Genomic DNA, 21,217 nt, shown 5'->3' on the forward strand with positions numbered 1-21,217 from the left:
ATTTGACAATGTACCCTACTTTGGAACAGGCATTGATGTTTGCCAGTTACCGATCATTATTAAAATTATAACATTATAGAATTATGCAAGAAAAAGGCACAATTTCAATCCACACCGAGAACATTTTCCCGATAATCAAGAAATTCCTTTATTCAGACAACGAGATCTTTTTACGCGAGCTGGTATCAAACGCGGTTGATGCTACTCAAAAGCTAAAACGCTTGTCGTCATTAGGTCAGTACAACGGCCCGGTTGATGACCTGCGTGTTGAGGTATCGTTTGATAAGGATGCCAAAACCATCACCATATCTGATAATGGTATCGGTATGACCGCTGAGGAGATCAAGAAATATATCAACCAGATAGCATTCTCAGGCGCTACCGAATTTATGGAGAAATTCAAGGAAGCTAAGGATGCAAATGAGATCATTGGTCGTTTTGGTTTGGGCTTTTATTCTGCTTTCATGGTGGCTGATAAGGTTGAGATTCAGACCCTATCATACCAAGATGACGCCAAGCCCGCTTTTTGGGTATGCGATGGCAGCACCGAATTTGAAATTGGCGATGGCGTTTTAGAAGAACGCGGCACCGAGATCACCCTATATATCAACAGCGAATCAGAAGAATTCCTGGATAAACACAAGCTTCAACAGATATTAGATAAATACTGCAAATTTTTGCCGGTGCCTATTAAATTCGGCACTAACGAACAGGAAGAAGAAGATGGTGTTGACGAAGAAGGTAAACCAAAATATAAAACCATTGAGGTTGATAACATTATTAATGATACCAACCCGATATGGACAAAATCGCCTAACGAATTAAAGGACGAAGATTACCTGAAATTCTATAAAGAGCTTTATCCGTTCTCTGAAGATCCATTGTTCTGGATTCACCTGAATGTTGATTATCCGTTCAACCTGACAGGTGTATTGTATTTCCCGAAACTGAAAAATGATTTTGAGATACAACGCAACAAGATCAAATTATTCTCGCGCCAGGTATTTATTACTGATGAGGTTAAGGATATCGTTCCTGAATTTTTGATGCTGCTGCACGGTGTTATTGATTCACCTGATATTCCGCTTAACGTATCGCGCAGCTTTTTACAGGCCGATAGCAACGTTAAAAAGATCAATAATTACATCACCAAAAAAGTAGCTGACAAGCTGACCGAGATATTTAAGCAAGACCGCCAGGCTTACGAAGAAAAATGGAGCGACATCGGCCTGTTTGTTAAATACGGTTTTGTAAGCGAGGAGAAATTCTACGAAAAAGCGAAGGATTTTGTATTGTTAAGCAATACCGCGAACGAAAACTTTACTCTTAACGAATACAAAGAAAAGGTTGAAGCTACCCAAACTGATAAAGATGGCCAGTTGATATATCTATACACCAATGATGCCGCCAAGCAGGATTCGTTCATTCAATCTGCCAATAAAAAAGGTTATGATGTGCTGTTGATGAACTCGCCTATTGACAATCACTTCATCAGTCACCTGGAGCAAAAGCTGGATAAAACATCACTTAAACGTGTTGACGCTGATGTTGCCGATAAGCTGATCAAAAAAGACGAGGCACCTGAAACCGTATTGACCGAGGAGCAAACCACAAAGGTCAAGGATATCTTCACCAAGGCCATTAACAAACCGGCTTACCGTGTTGAACTGGAAAGCTTAAGCCCGGATGAATTACCGGTAACCGTTACTATGGACGAGTTTATGCGCCGTATGAAGGACATGGCAGCCATGGGTGGTGGTATGGGCTTTTATGGCAACATGCCTGATAATTACAAGGTGATAGTGAACGGTAACCACAAACTGATCAGCCGTATACTGGAAGCCGAAAGCGATGATACACAATCGCAGCTGGCTAAGCAGGCGTTTGATCTGGCTTTGCTATCACAAGGTTTACTAACCGGCCCTGAGCTGACCGAGTTTGTTAACCGCAGTGTTAATTTGATATAAGCGAATAACATAATAGTGCAAAGGCCTTTCGTAATTGAAAGGCCTTTGTTTTTATATGATATTTTGTTGGTATATTTAATAGAAATCAGCCTGCCAGCAACTTATGGTTAAACCATTTGTTGTAATCATAATCTAAACAACTATAAACCCATGAAAACTACCATCAAAATATTGTTTATGGCCTTTTTAGGATTGGCTGTATACACCGGCTTCGCCCAAAACAAAAAGGCTGATAAAAAAGCTAAGCAAGAAACAGCGGTAAAAGGCAAGATCGACTCTACCAAATACACCTTTGTAGCGCAGTGGATGAACCCACTTGGTGGCAACCAGGTGTTTTTAACCCCGGCCAATATGTATGATATCAAAATACGTAAGGATTCGGTAATAGCATTCCTGCCCTATTTTGGCCGTGTGTTTATGAGTCCGCCGGTTGGTGGCGATGATGGTGGTATCAAATTCACTTCAACAAAGTTTGATTATAAAGTAACGCTTAAGAAAGACCGCTGGCAGGTGATCATCAATTTTAAGGATACCCGCAAGGCCCGCCGTTTAACTATGGACGTGTTCAAGAATGGTACCGCTACTGCCAACATCATCAGCGATACGCGCGACCCGATTTACTTCCAGGGGAATATTGATATACAGATATAATTCAGGGGAAATACTTGTCGTCAGTATCATCTTTCAAATGTACGCCCGATAAGTGCCTGCGTAATGATTGTTGAATAAGATAGTATATCTTTTCGGCAGCCAATTGTACCGGTAAACCTTGCGGACGGATATTGGATATACAATTACGGCTTTCATCGGTCAACCCTGTACGTGGAGCGTACGTTATATATGCTCCCATACTATCAGCCGAGCTTAGCCCGGGGCGCTCCCCTATCAATATCAGCGAAAGTTTAGCATTCAATATCCCGCCAATATCATCAGCAATGGCTACGCGGCCTTGCTCAACCAAACACAATGGCGATAGTTTGAATTTGCCCATATTGAACATCGGTATCAAGATATCCAGCAAGGGTACAATGTTTTGATTAATGGCCGTAGCCGAAAGTCCGTCAGCAATAATTATGGCTATATCATAGTCGCCTTTGTGTGTTTTAAGTAGATCATTTGATTCCGCATCTATTCGTCTGCCCAGATCAGGCCGTTGCAGGTATTGCTCCCGGTAATCTGCCTGGCTTTTTATATTGATGATGGATAAATTATGCTTAGCTAAATCTTTATGTAACTCATCTGTATCGAGCTTTGAATAAACGGCATCCCGTGCGTGTGCATGCGCCAATTTAAATTCCAATGAGTTTTGAACGGGTATGCTATTACCCGTGCGGCCAATAGCTATACGTGCCGAGGTATATTCCTTCAGCTTATCCCACAGGTTACGTTTGTTCAACTCCTCACTCATAAGTTGGTGGCTTTGAGTAAACGGTTCCGGCTGTCGGATATCAGCCAGCCTTTATCATCGATGATATCATGCTGTAACAACCATTGTTCAAACTCAGGCGCCGGCCTCAAGCCGAGCATTTTACGGATGTACAAAGCATCATGAAATGAGGTGGATTGATAATTCAGCATTATATCATCGGAGCCCGGTATACCCATAATAAAATTGCAACCGGCTACGCCCAAAAGGGTTAGCAGGTTATCCATATCATCCTGATCAGCCTCGGCATGGTTGGTATAACAAACATCTACCCCCATCGGTAAACCCAGCATCTTACCACAAAAATGATCTTCGAGCGCCGCACGGATGATCTGCTTGCCATCATACAAATATTCGGGACCGATAAACCCAACCACCGTATTAACCAGTAGCGGGTTAAACTTTCGTGCTATGGCATAGGCACGTGCTTCGCAGGTTTGCTGATCAACACCATGATGAGCGTTTGCCGATAACGCGCTCCCCTGCCCGGTTTCAAAATACATTACATTTTGGCCAACCGTACCTCGGTTTAAAGATAACGCCGCCTGGTAAGCATCCTCTATCATGTTCAGGCTGATACCAAAGCTTTTGTTAGTCAGTTCAGTACCACCTATAGATTGAAAACACAGATCGACCGGTGCGCCGCTTGCCATCAAGCCAATGGTGGTAGTGATATGGTTGAGCACACAGGTTTGTATAGGGATTTCAAAACGTTGGCGTAATTCATCCATCAGGTTAAGCAGATTAGCGCTTATAGCCGGGCTATCGGTAGCCGGGTTAATACCAATAACGGCATCACCACTGCCATAAAGCAATCCGTCGATAATGCTGGCAGCTATTCCACGTGCATCATCCGTTGGGTGATTGGGTTGTAAACGGGTAGAGAAATGCCCCTTTAAACCAATAGTATTGCGAAAGCTGGTTACCACCTCGCATTTACTGGCGGCCGCTATCAGATCCTGGTTGCGCATCAGTTTTGATACCGCGGCTATCATTTCGGGTGTGATACCTTTGTTTATCCTTTTTAATATATCGCAATCTGTAGTATCACTCAATAACCAATCTCTAAAACCACCAACAGTTAAATGGCTGATGTGAGCGAATGCTTCCTTATCATGGGTATCAATTATCAACCGGGTAACATCATCCGTTTCGTAAGGAATAATGGCTTCATCCAGGAAATTACTTAAAGGCACATCACTTAAAGCGATTTGCGCGGCCACACGTTCTTCGTAAGTTTCGGCGGCTATACCGGCCAATACATCACCGCTTCGATATGGCGATGCTTTGGCCAATAGCTCTTTAAGGCTGTTAAACCGGTAAACTTTATCTTTTATGGTATACCGGTAACTCACGTTATTCTGATTTAATTAGTGTGGCAGGCATCTCCAGCATATCATCGTTCAATATCTTAACCTTATGCTTGCCCATCGCTATAAATATTAATATCGATAGCAACAAGCCGGCAATAAATATCAGGCTTATCATCAAATTAAAATACATAATGGTTAACAGGCACAAGGTGGATATGACGAGCGCGATGGCCGGGAATAATGGATAGACAGGCGACTTAAAAGGCCGCTCCAACTCAGGTTCTTTTTTCCGGAGGATGAACAAGCTTACCATGCTCATCATATACATTAGCACGGCTCCCATTACTGACAGGATGATGATCTGGCTGGTGGTGCCTGTCATCAGGGCGATAAAACTCACCACACCACCCGCGACAATAGCCCAATGCGGTGTTTTAAATTTTGCATTTACTACAGATAATCTTTTAGGTAAATATCCGCTGCGCGCCATAGCGAATACTTGTCGCGATGATGCCAGTATAGTGCCATGAAACGAGGCGATCAACCCGAACAGACCAATGCTGGCAAATATCTTTGTCCAGCCACTGCTGCGGCCTAAAACTATGGCTATGGCTTCGGGTAATGGATAATCAAGATTGCTAAGTTTGCGCCAATCGGTTATACCACCGGTAAGTACCATAACGCCAATTGCCAACAACACCAGGGTAAGCATGGCTGATATATATCCTTTGGGGATGTTTCGTTTAGGATCTTTAACCTCCTCGGCTACCTGTGCTACGCCCTCTATGGCTAAATAAAACCATACAGCAAATGGCAAAGCGGCTATCATCCCTCCCCAGTTCAGGGGCATGGAATTAGCCAGGTAATTTTCCATTTTGAATGATGGGGCTATGATACCCATAAAAAGCAACAACTCGGCAACTGCCAACAGCGTGATGAATACCGAAAAGGCCGCCGACTCCTTCACCCCTGATATATTAAGCAGAATGAATACCACATTAAAAAATAATGCTGAACCCAAAACAGATATATCGGGATATAGAAAATGTAGGTAACTCCCCAGCGCGAAAGCAATACCGGGTGTGGCGAATAAGAATTCAACCAACGTGGCATAACCGGCTATCAATCCCCCGAAAGGCCCCATAGCGCGATAGGCATAAGCGAAAGCGCCACCGGCATGTGGTATGGCAGTAGTAAGTTCGGTATAACTGAATATAAAGGTGATATACATTACAGTTACCACAGCGGTTGTTATCAAAAAACCAACTGTACCGGCATCCTGCCAGCCATAGTTCCAGCCAAAATACTCGCCCGATATAACTAAACCTACGGCTATTGCCCATAAGTGTATAGGTTTTAATACCCGTTTTAATTGTTCGGCCGGAGTATGCTCCATATTTTGTGGTTATGTTTGTAATTATGCCGCTTTTAAGTTAGTTAAAGCATTTTTTATAATCAATATTTAAAAAACATTTGCATAATTGTATTTTCTGCTACATTTATAAACCATTATAAATGCCCTTATGGATACTTATCAAACTGCCGCACTGGATGCCCGCATACAAAACTGGAAACAGCATTTCGCAGGTTCGCAATTAACCGAAGCTGATATTGATGAACTGGCAACCCTGCTAAAAGATACTTACCTGGAACTACGTGCCACTAATTTAAGTGATGAAGAAGCATGGTTAGTAGCCACCCATCGTGTAGGCCAACCTGAACCTGTTGTCGAACCGCTCGAAAAACCATCAGCCGGTAATGCCAACCGCAATTGGATGATGATGCTTTGGGGTGCTGTTGGTGTATTGATACTGCAAGCCATTTTTATAGTGATGCCGCAGGTTTTCAACCAAACCGTCATCAGTGTACTTCAGCCTGATGATAGCGACAGCTTTATAAAGAATGAGTATTACGCCATGGCCGTAATACTATTTGTACTGTTTATTCTGGTTACACTGCGCAGCGGATATTTTATTAACCGCTTTACCAACTCGCTTACTAAAAACGCCTCACTATACGCTATAGTGGCTATCATAGCGGGTTTATGGGCGGGCTTTTGCAGCTATATTACCTTTGTTAAATACCCTATGGCCGCCACCATTAATGGCTATAGCGATGATACCCGTACCGCCTTTAGCGTACTGATGTTCGGTTTTTATTTCCCGCTGATATTTGTTGCCGCATTCGCTACCATCAGATATTATGCGCGAGAGAGTGTATCATTCAAAGAATTCAATCGCAATATAAACTGGAAACACGCGGTGATACTTGGTTTATTAGCGCAAACCCCTATACAGTTTTCGCATATATTTAGTGGTGATGATACCGTACGCATGACCATCATTATAAGTCTTTCGGTAATATTATTCTCGATCATCGGCTGGATGCTGAGCTATTCAAAAAACGGCATTGGCAACATCGCTGCCGCTCAGGTAGCACCATTATTCATTTTATTGATGGGCTGCGTGATGAACGAAGAAGCAAGGGTTATATTCTTTATATTCTATATCACCAAGATCGTAGCCTTATTTTCAAGCTATTATATCGGCAAGTTCCGTAATCAGCCTGAAGTTTTACTGGCGCAATAACTAACAAAAAAAAGCCTTACTGTGGTGCAGTAAGGCTTCAAGGTTGCGGCGGTGTTTCTTTACATTTTTATAATGGTGAACTCGGTGCGGCGGTTCAGTTGATGATCAACCTCGCTGCATTTCACTCCATTGGCACAGCGGTTAAGCAAGCGTGTTTCGCCATAGCCACGTGCTATTATCCGACCCTCGTCAATATTGCCTTTATCCAATATATAATCAACTGCTGCATTGGCACGTTTGCGCGACAGATCCATATTATAATCATCATCACCACGACTATCGGTATGCGAGCCCAATTCTATTTGTATGGTTGGGTTTTCCTGTAATATCTTGATCAGCTTATCCAGCTCAACAGCTGCATCCGGCCTTATCTCCCAACGGTCAAAATCGTAATAGATATTTTCCAGCCTGATAGCTTTGTTCAGTACAATCCTATCCAGGTAAAGATCTTTCTTTAAGGTTTGCGAAGTGGTTAAACCACGGGTGGTAATCTGTTGGTTGTCGCTCAGATAACCTTGCTTTTCTCCACGTAAATTATAGTTGCTGTTTTGCTTGATGCCGAAGCTGTAAAAACCCGTGTTGCTGGTAATAACAATAGCACCGCCACTTAAGCCAACTTTAGCATTGTACAGTGGTTGGCGGGTACCCTTTTCGTAAACTATACCTTCAAGGCGTAAATTAAGCTCGGGCTGTTGCACAAAGCTGTAAATATCATCGCTACCCACACCGCCCAAGCGGTTTGATGATAAATACCCTGTGCGGCCGTTAAGCAGCACATACGAAAAATCATCACGAGGTGAGTTGGTAGGATATTGCAGGTTTTCAGCTTTGGCAAATGTAAAATCACCTGACTTAAGCGCTCGGTATACATCAAGTCCGCCCATGCCTATCAACCCATCAGTTGAGAAATAAAGGTTACCCTCACCATCAATAAACGGCGTACGTTCGCTACCGGCGGTGTTCACACTTTGCAGGTTTACAGGCAATTGCCAGGCTCCGTTTTCATCCTTAACACAATAATAAATATCGGTCGCTCCGGCACCGCCCGGCATGTCCGACACGAAATACAGAGTATTGCCATCTGCGGAAATGAACGGGTCGCCTACTGAATATTTTTTCTCGTTATTGAATTTAAATGCTACAGGTTTCGTCCAGTTACCGGCACCATCTTTTTTGCTCGAATATATTTCAAGCTTGAAGGTTTTAATTCCTGACAGGTCCTTATTCCAGTTTCGCGGTACACGGGTAATAGTAAAATACATCTCGTTACCATCAGCGGTGAACGAAGCCGGGCCGGTATGATAAGCGATATTATTTACTATCGGGAATAAGCGCCCGCTATCAGCAGTTGCTGATTCGTACAGGTGCAGGTAGCTGTTACCTGTCCATCCATAAGTTTTTTTATTAGGAGCCTTAGCACCATCAAACTTAAAGAAAGGCTCATCATTACGGATGGTGTTACGGCTAAAACGGCTCTCCCTGTCTGATACAAAAACCAGCTGACCATTCAAAGTACGCGCACCCCAATCAGAATAAGAACTATTCAACAACTGCTCGTTTTTAACCTGTACCGCTGTTGGATTCTTCATCCACTTCAACGCCGAATCGCACGACTCGGTCCAGAATTTGAGCTGTGTTTTATCAACTACTTTGTCTGATGAATAATACTTACCAAACTGTCTTTTGGCTTCGGCATACTTGCCATTGTTCTTTAACACCTCGGCATAACGATAAATGTTGGCATTATTACTTTCGGGTATCAATACCGTTTTTTCATACCATATCTCTGCTTCGGGATAATCGTGCATCATGCGGTATGAATTGGCCAAGCGCTCAACTATGTGCAGTGATGATGAATCGCGCTTGTAAGCATTCAGATACAGTTCTGCCGCTTTTTTGTAATTATAGAGGTTATATTGATCATCAGCCTGCTTAAGCGCACTTTGCGCACTGGCAGCCTCAACACTAAAAAGCAGCGTTGCAAAAAGTCCGATCTTAATTAATGTTCTTTTCATCTGCTTTTAGAAATATCTTGGCGTTAACATTCTGCTTTGTTTGGTTTTGAAGTAGATACCAATAGATATCTCATGCGTGCCACCATCGTAACCACGCAGCGGGCCGATAGAAAAATCGTAACCGTAACCTATACGTAAATACGGGTTCGGGAAAAATTCGGCAGCAGCAGTGATGGAGTTCAACGGTGTCAGATCATTTTGCAGATAGCTTTTATCATACAACTTTACCGCGGTACGGTATGATCCACCCAGCCAAAGTTTTTCGCCAAGCAACACAAAGGCATTAATATCTAAACTTGTAGGGCCACCACGATCATCCTTTAATAAAAAGCTTGGCTTCAGCATTACATCCTGGCTTAACGGGAAAAGCATACCACCCGTCAAGTAATAGTGTGCTTTAGGCTGCGCGATGTAACCATCCTTACGCACATTAATATGCTGAGCTATGAGGTTATCGGCCGATAGACCCGCGTAAAATTTGTTGTCAGAATAGTAAACACCTAAACGGGCATCGGGTACAATGGTACTTTGCGTACCGGTAAACATATCAGGTTCGGGATCGTTCGGGTCAAGTTTTGAGCCGTTCATGCCTAACTGCATAAAGCCGGCGCCTAAACCAAATGCTAACCGTGAACTGCCATCCTCGTTCATGCGCAAGCGGTAAGCATAGTTAGCGTAGGCTGACAGATACTCCTGCGCGCCCAGTTTATCACTCGCTACCTGGAAGGCAAAACCCACATTGCCGTTATTGGCCGTAGCATCAACCGCTAACGACATACTGCGCGGCGAACCCTCAACCCCGGTCCACTGCGAACGGTAATAAGCATGCAGGTTCAATATCTCCTTATAACCCGCATAAGCCGGATTTATATAAACACCATTGAACATATACTGACTCTGCTGTGCATCCTGCTGGGCATACACTAAGCCGGTATTGATAAGTAGTAATAATATCGTTAAAAATCTTTTCATGTTGTCTTCTTCACCGCCACATAAGTGGCAGATATATCAATCAGCTTATTTCTTTAAACTCCTCATTAATGTAACATAGCCTTTGTATACATTCCACTTACCCTGGCTATCTAATACACGTAGTATGTAGTAATAAGTACCCTCGTTTAAGCCGGTACCTGCCCAGGTATTTTGATAATTGGTGGCTTTATATACCTCGTTACCCCAACGGTTAATTATTGATAGTTTGGTTTGGCTGTATTGTTCAATGCCACGTATCTCAAATACATCGTTAATACCATCGCCGTTAGGTGTAAACAGGGTTGGTATTTTAAACGGCGCGTTGGCATTTATGGTCAGGTTAACTGTAGCCGGGTTAGTGTAGTAACCATACAGATCTTTTATCCTGTAAGTAAATGAGTCGGTACCAGTATAACCATCATTTGGCGTGTAGGTTACCGTACCATCAGCGCCTACCTGTACCGTACCATGCAATGGCTGGGTAAGTATCTCGATTGATTGCTGATCGAAGCTTGAATTGCCCGGCAGGTCATTGCGGTCAACATCAATAGTAACCGGTACATTCCTTTGTGTCGAAGCATTATCATTAACCGCTATCGGAGCCGGATCAACCGGAACTACAACACTCGCGTTATCGGTTATTACATTACCTACCGGATCTGTACTGTTAACTGACGCGTTGTTAGTTACGCTACCGGCATTCTTATCAGCCTGTGTAAGTGTATACCTGAAGGTAAGCGTTGCCGTTCCGCCGGGAATCAATCCGCCGGTAGGTATGGTAACCGCCGTATTGGTAAGCCCAAGGTTGGTATCTGTAAGCGTTACATTGGTTAATGTTGCGTTACCGGTGTTGGTGATGGTAAACGTATAAGTAATGTAGTTGGCAGTGAAAACACCTGTTTTATCTAAAGTGATGCCACCTATCGGGTTAATTTCAACAATGGTAGGGTCATCAGCCGCTGGTGTCGTCGGGTCGTCTGATTGATTATCGCTAACTGTTCTGCCTGTTTGGTCGGTACCACTTACACTTGCCTGGTTACTGTAACGGCGGTTGTTTACATCAACCTGGGTAAGCGTATGCCTTGCTGTAACCGTGCGCGATGCACCTGCCGCTAAAGTAGGTATAGTTGCCGGTGATATGCTGCCTGCATCGGCACCCACATCTGTAACTACAAGGTTAGTAAGCGGTGTTTGGCCTGTGTTGGTTACCACTAAGGTATAGTTGATCACATCGCCCGCCTTGGTGCCTGTATTGTTGGCACGCTTGGTCAGGTTAACTGATGTTGAGTAGATGGTAATGGTTACGGTAACCGGATCAGACACCACACCATCAGCCGTGGTAAGCGTGTAGGTATAGGTATCAACACCCGTATAGCCCGATACCGGAGAATAAACAACCTGCCCCTGCGCATTAACAGTTGTTACACCATGCTGACCGGCAGTGCTGGTGACCGTTGTACCCGTGCCGCTTGCACCATCGTTAGATTTTACGGTTGTAGTAACCGGAGTGTTTACCGGGGTAATATCAACATCGCTAATCGGTACCGGTTTTACTGTAACATAAACGGTTATAGGCGCCGATGTAATACCATCACGGGTTAGTGTATAGGTATAAGTATCACGGCCTATATATCCGGTTGCCGGGGTGTAAGTAACATTGCCTTGCGCATCAACTGTTGTGGTGCCATGCGTACCCGCTGTTGGGGTAACAGTAGCACCGGTAGCCGCCGAACCATCATTAGCCTTAACATTGGTGGGTATAGGCGTGTTTATATTAGTTATCGCAATATCATCAGCGCCATCCGGAGTAATATTGATAGTTACCGTGATAGGGTCAGATGCTATGCCGTCTGTTGTAGTTAGTATATAAGTATAGGTATCAGTACCCGCGAAGCCGGCCTGTGGCGTGTAAGTAACCGCACCCTGTGCGTTAACCGTAGTAGTACCACGTGTGCCGTTGGTAGCTGTAATTATAGTTGCTACAGCATCATCGCCATCATTAGCTTTAACTATTGTGGTTACCGGTGTGCCGATGGCTGTGTTATCAGTATCGTTTACGCCTGTAGGTTTCACGGTGATTGATATTAAGGCCGGTAAGCTTTCTGACCCGTAATTATCCTTAATAGTATAATTTAACGGAATGGCCTTACCTGCGAAAGACGCTACCGGGGTAAAGGTTACAGCGCCTGTTGTAACGTTTACAACATACGTGCCCTGTCCTGATACGGTAACAGTGCGTTTCTTAGTATTATCTATCGGATCGACCAGAAAAACCTGAGTGGGGTCAATGGTACCATCAGCATCCGTATCATTACTCGGGATATTGAGCGTGATCGCTACACCAGCGGTAGTGGTTCCGGCATCAGCTACAGCTACCGGTATTTGATTGATGCCAAAATTAACTCCACTAATATTAAGACTTGTGCCAGGCGTAGTAACATTTACTTGCAGGTTTGGCGTACCTGTTTCAATACCTGATCCGCTGGTGTTGTTGGTACCATAGGCTTCGCCGGATGGTTTCCAGTTTGCAGGTAAGTTAGCTGCAACAGCAGTTAGCGTAGCCCCCGAATCAACATTATTGGTTGATATGGCCACTATGTAAGCGCCATTATTATTATTACTAAGCGAATAAGCTCCGTTAGTGCCTACAGCAACTTTTTGTACCACTGTACCTGCATTTCTGTTAACCAGGTAAGCATACAATGGCGAGCCGGAAACCTGCTGTAAGGGATTGCCCGATATCTGCCCGTTATTGCCACCATTGCCATCGTTAAATACTGTACCTGAGATGGAAATACCTGTAATATCCTGCAACCTGTAATCCTCAGTTTCACCATCGGCAGCGAATGAGGTGCTGCGTTCGTCAACCGGTGTTGAGGTATCATCTATTAACTCAGTGGTAGTTATACGCATACGGGCATACAGCAAACCAACCCTGATTATACCAGCGAATTGCGAATTAGGGAATGTTATGGTAAGTGTTTGGTTATTGGTATTTGCCGGCACATTGGCACTCACCATTTCATTAGGTTCAAAAATACCGTTGCCATTAAAATCAAGCCATACACGTAAGGTAGCAGCTACAGATTTCCGGTTAGTTACCGGTACGCTGAAAACGATATTTCCAGCCTGATTTACCTTTACAGCCGGTAAGTTAGCCGGAGTTATGGTGTTTTCATCGTTATTACCGGTTGCATCATCGCTATCAGCATTTACGGTGCCTTTAGGTTCACCATCGGGGTCAACATTATCTTCACCTATAAATACGGTTGCTTTGGCAACTAAGGGCGTGGTTGGATAATTCACCACAGCGAACGTACCATCACCATCAAAATAGTTAGTTATTTGAAAATCATCCATATAATGGCCGGTATTACCATATTTCAACGGATCATCACCAAGGTCAAACGGAAGTACAAAACCAATGGCCATAGCTGTTAAACCGGAGCCCTTCATACTTACATTGGTAAGATTGCGAGCGCCACGTGCAAACATTACGGCCTGTACACCAAAGTTACCTGGCGCCAGGTTAGCGAATAACCTGAACGAACGACCACTATTACTCAACTGCAATTTGTACTCGTTATCGGCCGCGTTACTTTGCGTACGTTTATTCAATAATTGCCAGGCTATAGGATTTGGTGTGTTAGCCGAGATATATTCACCGCCCGCGTCAATTGATTCGGCGTCGGCAATGATCATACCCGGGTAAACAACATCAGTCCAAGTACCATTTATTAGTATAAATACCTTAATATCGATATCAAAAGTAGCAGTACCACCGTATGGTGTTACTATAGCTGAGGCAGCCACACCACGTGAATTGGGCTTAGGCTGATTATTGCCCGAATACATCAGATCGAGCCCGTCGCTGGCATAGCTACCCGGAGTATATGACTGCATAGGCTGGCTATCAGTAGTAGTAAGGTTACTGATGGTAGCCCTGATCTGTACGGTTGGCGAAAACTGCCAAACGTAATTACCAGCCAGTATATGCTGAGCATCGGCACCGGTAGGTGCAGTAACTAAAGTACTGCCGGTCTGGGTTCTGTCCCAGGTAAGCCAATAAACTGAATTAACAAGATTTGTACCTGCCTCTCCACCAATAGCATATTGCGCACGCGCGTCAACACTACAAAAAAATATAGCTACAAGGAATAAGAATATCTTGAATGTGTATAATTTTCTCATGAATGGGCGTTAAAGATGAATGGCTTTGAAGCGTTTTGCGGGAAAAACAACATATAAATTATAGAAAAAAACGGTTCAATATAGAACAAATAAATACGGCTCGGAAGAAAAGCATCCCCAAATAGTATCATTGAGTTAAAATTTTATCGAGTAGATAGAACCTTATACTAATATGCACATAAAATGGTTACACACTACATGCCACAATATATGTGCACTATTTCACATAATCAATATTTATTACCATTTAATGGTTTTTTCGATGAAGCTTATCAGCTGATCGGCCATAGCTTGTTGCTCGGCAGGGTTAGGGTGCCCCGGTGTTTTTTTGTATGGAAAAAAGCAGGTGTAAACTTTTTTGTCATTGATAGCCTCCGCTGCTTTTTTTATATATCCCGGCCATGGCGAACCATCCCTTGTTGCATCCATATTACCAAGGGCGCAAATAATATCAGCCTTTGGATATTTGGCACGTACCGATTTTAAGAAATCAAGGTAAGCCGTAGTGATCTGTTCGGGTGTCGGCGCTGTAGTACCGAAGCGAGATATGAACTCCTTATGTTCAGGTCGCTGTGTAAGCCACGAATCATTTTGAAAAAGATTGATGATCACCAGATCAGGCGTGTATTTTGAAAAATCCCATTTTACTGCGGCATCATTGGCATACAAACGATCATACATCTCCGGCATGACCAACGGGAACCAGCTTATGGTAATACCTATGCCGCTTTTGGATGTACTATAATAATCGGCATTAAAATGACGGGCTGTTATGGCAGCATAGCTGATATAACCATTTTCATAAGGAGCGGTGCCCCTATCCTGCCCTGTTGAATCCTCTACCGCGTAACCACAGGTAATAGAGTTACCAAACACTTCTATCTTGCGTTTTTTAGATTTCGGAGCAGCTAATACTAATGTACCCTTATCAAACGAGAACTGATACAACCAGGTGCGCCCCATTGACCATTCGGTACGTTTAAACAATTCCAGATCGTGCTTAATGTTTGGCAGATCAGCAGCGAGTATATATTCCTTTTTACCTTTTTCGGGATGCAGAACAGAGGTTATTTTACCATCAATAATTACGTTGTAGAAATTATCGCCCGCCTCATCATTTAAAAGTACTTTAACACCGGTACCTTTAAAGTTCAGCTTTACGGTGGTTGCCGTCCACGATAGCATGGTATTGCTATCGGTAACCGCTACCCTGCCGGTATAAAGTATATGCGGATCGTTATTCTTGATAACTACATCCTGCGCTAAACATGATACGGTAGTAACGGCAAATACCGTGGCGATAAAGTACTGGTAAAATTTGTTCATAGTATTTGTGATGCCATACTGGTTGTACGGCATCACAAATATAATTCACAGGTTAGATTTATCGGCGCTTAAAACAACAACATTATATGCCTGCCGATGCCGGTTCGGCTTGTTTTACGTTGATAGTGGTTCGGTTTACGTACGGATAAATAGCAATGAAAATAAGTACCGCCAATACCAGGCAACTTAACCATTGATAGTATTCCATCGCTGTTCTGATCTGCATTTGTACGTTCATACTTTTATATAAGATAGCATTAGCCGCCTGACCGGCACGGTCGGCAGATAATCCTCGTGCTTGCACCGCATTGGTATAAGCCGCGATGCGCTGACCAACATTTACGTTACCGGCTTCAATACCTTGCAAAAAGCGATTGTAATGTTGATTTTTACCATAATCGGTATAAATATTTATTAAGGCTATACTTGTACAAAACCCGGCAAACCGTATCAGTACCCCTGTGCCCGAAGCATCCTTAGCCAGTTTTTTGGGTACTGATGATACCATGAACAGTATAATAGGCACCATCAGTATACCGGCACCAAAGCCATGCAATAACAGCGGAATAATAAATTCGCTGGTATTGGCCTGCGTTGTAAAGAGTGTCATCATCCATAACTGGAAAGTCAGCAGCATTACAAAACCCACCATCCATACAAAGCGGATGTTAAGTTTCATTAATGTAAGTCGGGATGATACCAATACGCCCAAAATCACCCCGATAATATTACTGATTAGCATATAACCTGTATGTTGCGGATCAAGCCCCAACACCCCGGCAAAATAACCCGTTGTTACATTAAGCGCGCCACGACACAGGTATAATACGAACAACAGTATTACCCCTGCCCAATAGTTTTTGTATTTGAATATGTTTAATGACAGATAAGGCCTGTACAAACTACGTTGCCTGAATCCATAAACTATAAAAATAAATATGGACATAAGCACAGCCATGCTGATCAATTTATCATGAAACCAATAGCGTTGCTGCCCATAAATAAGCACAAAACCGGTTAATGCAATAGCTGCCGCGTACAACACAAAGCTCACCCAATCTAAGCCATAAAGTGGTATGCGCTTCTGTAATCTCACATTGTTAAGGATGAAGTACAGCGCTATGGTTCCGGGTAAGTATAAAAATATGACGCATTTATACAGCACATTATAGTCCGCAGCATCAATAACTGGGGCTGATATAAGTGTTGTAAACTGCGCGATCAGTTGCAAAACGCCATAAAATACAGAATAGCCTATCTCCCTCGCCCTTTCACTTTTTAAACGACTGAATATTAAACTAATACTGATACTTGTACAAGCGCAACTACCCAGGCCCTGTATAAACCTGAATATAAATAACACTATAATATTATGCGTACTGTAGCATATATATGATGTAACGATTTCGACCAGGGTACTTATGATCAGATAGGTTTTTACATCGATATAACTAAATATGCGTGTTTCAAAACTGTAAAAGCTTGCCACCGCCGCATAAAATAGTATCATGGAATACTGCACATCGGTAGGTTCAATGCCATAAAAACCGGCTGCGGCACTGCTGTTGGCCATTGACAGGCCGAACAATCCTAACGATGGCAGCATTACCAGAAATATCAGTCCGCGGGCACCCCATTCAGGCACCCACGATTTAAATACCTGCTGATTACCCTCTGCTGCCATGATGTTTAGGTATAGCCACATTCACGTTCATGCCCGACCGCAGCGGGCCGGTTATTGAGCCATCCTCAGTAAGCCTGATACGTACCGGCACACGTTGCACAATCTTTACAAAATTACCTGATGAATTATCGGGCGGTAGTAATGAAAAGCTTGAACCTGTTGCCCCTGATATGGAAACGATGGTTCCCTTAAACTGCTTATCAGGATAGGCATCGGCATAAATAGCAGCTTCGTCGCCCTCTTTCATGTCGGCCAGCTGAGTTTCCTTAAAATTGGCCACCACCCATTTTCCCGAAGCTTTATCTACAATAAAAGCCAGCGTTTGGCCGGGTTGTATGGATTGACCTTGCTGTATAGTTCGGCGCCCCATCTTACCATCATATGGCGCACGGATAACGGTATAGCCCAGATCGATATTGCTGCGTTTAAGCAGAGTCTGACGCCTTTTTATTTCGGCATTGATAACGGCACGCTGCACTTTTACATCATTAACCTTTGATAGGGATGATTCGTAGCTTTGTATCGATGCCTCATACTCCGACCGTGCTACGGCAAGCGCGGCTTCGGTATTTTCCAGTTGTTGTTTAGTGGCTGATTCTACATCGTACAATCTTTTATAACGATCATATTCTTGTTGCTTGTTCAACAATCGGGCTTTAGCGGCCGCTATAGCCGAATGGCTAACCTGCGACATGGATTCCAAAGTTTCCGCATTGCTGCCCAGCGCGCTAAGCTGAGCCTGCGCGTTAGCCAATGCCGCTGCCGACTCCTGCTTTTGCAATTCATACTCGCTATTGTCTATCACCAGCAATGTATCCCCCTGCTTTACATCCTGATTTTCATCATAATATATTTTGGTGATATAGCCACCTACCCTTGATGTGATCGGGTTAATATACTCCTGAACCTGGGCATCGTTAGTTTCTTCGTACTTATAAGTATCGTAACAAAATATTATACCCCAAACCGCAAGGGCTGCTAATACTATTAAAGCTATGCCGGCAGAAATGCGCGTTATCAGCTTATCGGTTTTTGATATATGGTCGGTCTTTTTCATTATAAGTTTCCTATGGCGTTTTGTAGTTGATAGTATTGTATCTGCACCTCAATTTTGGCTGAAGCCAGCTCAAAGCGGGTTTGCAACAAGGCGTTGTTGGCATCAAGCAGATCGGTAATAAGCGAAGTTTGATTAAAGTAAGTGTTGTTTACAATGCGTGAGTTTTCGATAGCCTGCTGCACATTGGTTTGGGCTACATTTACGCGGTGCATAGCTTCCTGCAAGCGCAGGTAATAACTATTTACACTCAAACTTATCGCATCGCGCGTGTCCTGATGCTCAATTTCCTGCTGTTTAAGCTCGATTTCGGTGGCCTTTACCTTGTGTTTATTGGTATATAACCCCGATATGGAGAATGAGGCCTTTACCCCCGCCATGCCGAAACTGTACAGATATGGTGAGTATGGATAAAACAATATTTGCGGGTATGAAAAGGTGTAGTTGGCAAACAGCCCCACTTTTGGCATATACGCACCTTTGGCCTGTTTAAGCTGTAACTCATGCAAGTGTGTTTCTTCTTCGGATATTTTCTCCTTGTAAGCATGGGCATTAGCCTGCACCAAACAGTTATCGTAAGTATCAACCTTAACCGAATCGGCCTGCACATCGCCCTGTGGGGTTATGCTGAAATCATCAGGCTCACCAATAGCTACATCCAGGCGCTGATTGGCTATGGCAATATCATTATCAATAGTATTTAACTGTAATTGCTGACGCGATAGTTGCAACTGTGCCCGCAATACATCGCTTTTAAGTACCACACCATTTTTGCGTAATTGCTCAATTTTAGCAAGTTGCTTTTGTTGCGATATAATATCACTCAGCAATAGATCCTTAAAAACAAGGCTTCGCTTTAACTGCAAAAATGCCACCGCGACGGCCAGCTTTACATCGGCCGTTGTTTGCGCGGTTTGCAGTCGGCGCATTTTGGCGGTCGTCTTTTTTTGAGCTATGTTTAAATTGGTTTTGTTGCCATTGTACAAATTCAAATAGGCATCAATACCCACACCATAGGTTGAATGCAATACAGGGTATTGCGCCGGCGCGTTGAACAGGCCTTTTTCGTAAATAGGCATTTTGCTTACACGGGCATACTCGCCGTCGGCGGTTATTTCGGGCAGCCTGTCGGTAACAGCGTCTTTTACTTCTTCATCGCTTGCATCGGTTTGCAATTGCTGAATTTGTATTCTCTTGTTGTTTTGTATTGCTTTTTCCCATACCTGGGCGAGAGTGAAAGGATGGGCAATGTGCGGTGCATCCTGCGCAACTGCCGCTCGCGGTAACAGAGATATACCGAGCGGAAGTGCCAAAAAAATTATATGTTTCATTACGGCTACAAATTTCGTAACACGGCAGCTTTCGTATTTTATGAAAATTGACTTAAATTAGCTGAATCCCGCCACGCATGAACGAAGAAGATAAAGCTTACCTACTTTTAATCGACAGCGAACCTGATTCGGTTTTTGTATTGCACGAAAAAAAGGAAAGGAAATTTGCCATGCACCGGCATATAAAAGGGCAGCTCACTTATGTTGAGGGTGGTATCGCCTACTTGCATATTAACGATAAAACGTATGTGATACCCGCCCGCCATTATATATGGATACCACAGGGCATTGAGCATCGTTTACAGGTACGTCATGCAGCCACAGCCGTTCGCAGCATTTATTTTTATAGTTTGGATGATGACCGGGATGCATTCTACTCCAAACTGGGTATCTATCCCATCACGGCCTTACTGCACGAAATGATCATATACACCAGCAACTTTAACGGCGAAAACAAACCCGATACCAACGATTACCAGTTTTTAACCAGCTTAAAGAATTTGCTGCCGCGGGTAAGTAAAATAAGTTTGCCCTTTGTATTGCCTACTACGCACAACATCAGGCTGAGGCCGGTGATCGATTTTTTGACCGATAACCTATCTCAACCGCTTACTTTGGGCAAGGTAAGCAGTCGGTTTAACATGAGCGAGCGCTCAATGCTCAGGTTGTTTCAGTCCGAATTAAGTATATCCTTTTTGCAGTACCTTAAACAACGCCGCATTATTAAGGCTATGGAAATGATGATGCAAAGCGGCGCTAATCTTACCCAGATAGCTTACGAGAGTGGCTATAATAGTTTGGCGGCCTTTAGCTCTACCTTTAAACAGGTTACAGGTATGCGGCCTTCGGAATTTGTGACGACGGTGATTTAATTCCTAATAAAAAAAGGCGCTTTGTTTAGCGCCCTTAAATATTACTTAGCTGTTAACGCCTGTCCTTCAAAGCTGATACCCGCCCAGCCATTGGCCATAAACTGCCTGATATTTTGGTGGTCGGTACCATCCGGAGTATTCAGTACGGCCTGATAATGTTCGGCAAACAGATACAGCGTATCAGCCTCGCTAAGCTCATTAAGCTGCGCGAATGCAAATACCTTAGCGCTGCCCTGATTTTGTGTAGCCTCGTTATAAGCATCACCATTTTTAAATGCTGTAGGCTGATGCTGGTAGTAAGTTTCTATAAATTCTATAACTTCTTTAAAGCTTATCTCGTTGTTTTTCAAATCGTTGATAAGCGTAATTAATTGTTCTCTCATGAATAAAATATTCGTTGCTGTAAAAGTGACGATGAGCACCAAAATTACAAGACTATTTGATCACATTTGCAAAAAATAACATCCACTCCCTTAAT

15 protein-coding genes are annotated in these 21,217 nt (G+C 43.5%); 4 read left to right on the plus strand and 11 right to left on the minus strand.

What is annotated here, in order from left to right; all coding sequences use genetic code 11:
• Positions 1-83: 83 nt before the first annotated feature.
• A complete protein-coding gene (gene htpG, locus IM792_RS04745) occupies positions 84-1,967 on the plus strand; it encodes a molecular chaperone HtpG (RefSeq protein WP_194100629.1) in 1,884 nt (627 codons plus the stop codon).
• Between the two features lie 150 nt (positions 1,968-2,117).
• Positions 2,118-2,618 carry a DUF4251 domain-containing protein gene (locus tag IM792_RS04750; protein ID WP_194100630.1) on the plus strand — a complete coding sequence of 167 codons (501 nt, stop codon included), beginning with the start codon at positions 2,118-2,120 and terminating at the stop codon, positions 2,616-2,618.
• 1 nt (position 2,619) lies between these two features.
• Here the strand turns inward: IM792_RS04750 and eutC are convergent, their stop codons facing one another.
• From eutC to eat, 3 genes are read right to left on the minus strand one after another with little or no spacing between them, the layout of a single operon-like run.
• A complete protein-coding gene (eutC, locus tag IM792_RS04755) occupies positions 2,620-3,375 on the minus strand; it encodes an ethanolamine ammonia-lyase subunit EutC (protein WP_194100631.1) in 756 nt (251 codons plus the stop codon).
• Positions 3,372-4,748 (minus strand): ethanolamine ammonia-lyase subunit EutB, encoded by a 1,377-nt coding sequence (locus IM792_RS04760; protein ID WP_194100632.1) that lies wholly within the window; start codon positions 4,746-4,748, stop codon positions 3,372-3,374. Before IM792_RS04760 ends, eutC begins: the two co-directional genes overlap by 4 nt.
• A gap of 1 nt (position 4,749) precedes the next feature.
• Positions 4,750-6,102, minus strand: a complete 1,353-nt coding sequence (gene eat / locus IM792_RS04765) for an ethanolamine permease (RefSeq protein ID WP_194100633.1) — start codon at positions 6,100-6,102, stop codon at positions 4,750-4,752.
• Between the two features lie 127 nt (positions 6,103-6,229).
• Here eat and IM792_RS04770 point away from each other — a divergent pair, with 127 nt between their 5' ends.
• Positions 6,230-7,294, plus strand: coding sequence for a hypothetical protein (locus IM792_RS04770; protein WP_194100634.1), 1,065 nt, complete (start codon positions 6,230-6,232; stop codon positions 7,292-7,294).
• A 59-nt stretch (positions 7,295-7,353) separates the two neighbouring features.
• Here the strand turns inward: IM792_RS04770 and IM792_RS04775 are convergent, their stop codons facing one another.
• The 7 genes from IM792_RS04775 to IM792_RS04805 form a co-directional block, all read right to left on the minus strand.
• Entirely contained in the window at positions 7,354-9,309 is a 1,956-nt protein-coding gene (locus IM792_RS04775) for an OmpA family protein (protein ID WP_194100635.1), read from the minus strand.
• Between the two features lie 6 nt (positions 9,310-9,315).
• A complete protein-coding gene (locus IM792_RS04780; protein ID WP_194100636.1) occupies positions 9,316-10,281 on the minus strand; it encodes a type IX secretion system membrane protein PorP/SprF in 966 nt (321 codons plus the stop codon).
• A 45-nt stretch (positions 10,282-10,326) separates the two neighbouring features.
• Entirely contained in the window at positions 10,327-14,472 is a 4,146-nt protein-coding gene (locus tag IM792_RS04785) for a CshA/CshB family fibrillar adhesin-related protein (protein WP_194100637.1), read from the minus strand.
• Positions 14,473-14,712: 240 nt separating this feature from the next.
• Positions 14,713-15,798 carry an SGNH/GDSL hydrolase family protein gene (locus tag IM792_RS04790; RefSeq protein WP_194100638.1) on the minus strand — a complete coding sequence of 362 codons (1,086 nt, stop codon included), beginning with the start codon at positions 15,796-15,798 and terminating at the stop codon, positions 14,713-14,715.
• Positions 15,799-15,880: 82 nt separating this feature from the next.
• Positions 15,881-17,482: an MFS transporter gene (locus tag IM792_RS04795; RefSeq protein ID WP_194100639.1), complete on the minus strand. Its 1,602-nt coding sequence runs from the start codon at positions 17,480-17,482 to the stop codon at positions 15,881-15,883.
• Positions 17,466-18,539 carry an HlyD family secretion protein gene (locus IM792_RS04800; RefSeq protein WP_194100640.1) on the minus strand — a complete coding sequence of 358 codons (1,074 nt, stop codon included), beginning with the start codon at positions 18,537-18,539 and terminating at the stop codon, positions 17,466-17,468. The genes IM792_RS04795 and IM792_RS04800 overlap by 17 nt, the downstream gene beginning before the upstream one ends.
• Positions 18,539-19,867 (minus strand): TolC family protein, encoded by a 1,329-nt coding sequence (locus tag IM792_RS04805; RefSeq protein WP_194100641.1) that lies wholly within the window; start codon positions 19,865-19,867, stop codon positions 18,539-18,541. Before IM792_RS04805 ends, IM792_RS04800 begins: the two co-directional genes overlap by 1 nt.
• 77 nt (positions 19,868-19,944) lie before the next feature.
• Here IM792_RS04805 and IM792_RS04810 point away from each other — a divergent pair, with 77 nt between their 5' ends.
• Complete coding sequence (locus IM792_RS04810) at positions 19,945-20,739, plus strand: AraC family transcriptional regulator (protein ID WP_194100642.1); 795 nt, start codon at positions 19,945-19,947, stop codon at positions 20,737-20,739.
• Between the two features lie 41 nt (positions 20,740-20,780).
• On the opposite strand, the gene IM792_RS04815 is transcribed toward IM792_RS04810, so the two are convergent.
• Positions 20,781-21,122, minus strand: a complete 342-nt coding sequence (locus tag IM792_RS04815) for a HopJ type III effector protein (RefSeq protein WP_194100643.1) — start codon at positions 21,120-21,122, stop codon at positions 20,781-20,783.
• Positions 21,123-21,217: the final 95 nt, after the last annotated feature.

The organism is Mucilaginibacter sp. JRF (assembly GCF_015223065.1).
Lineage (GTDB): Bacteria > Bacteroidota > Bacteroidia > Sphingobacteriales > Sphingobacteriaceae > Mucilaginibacter.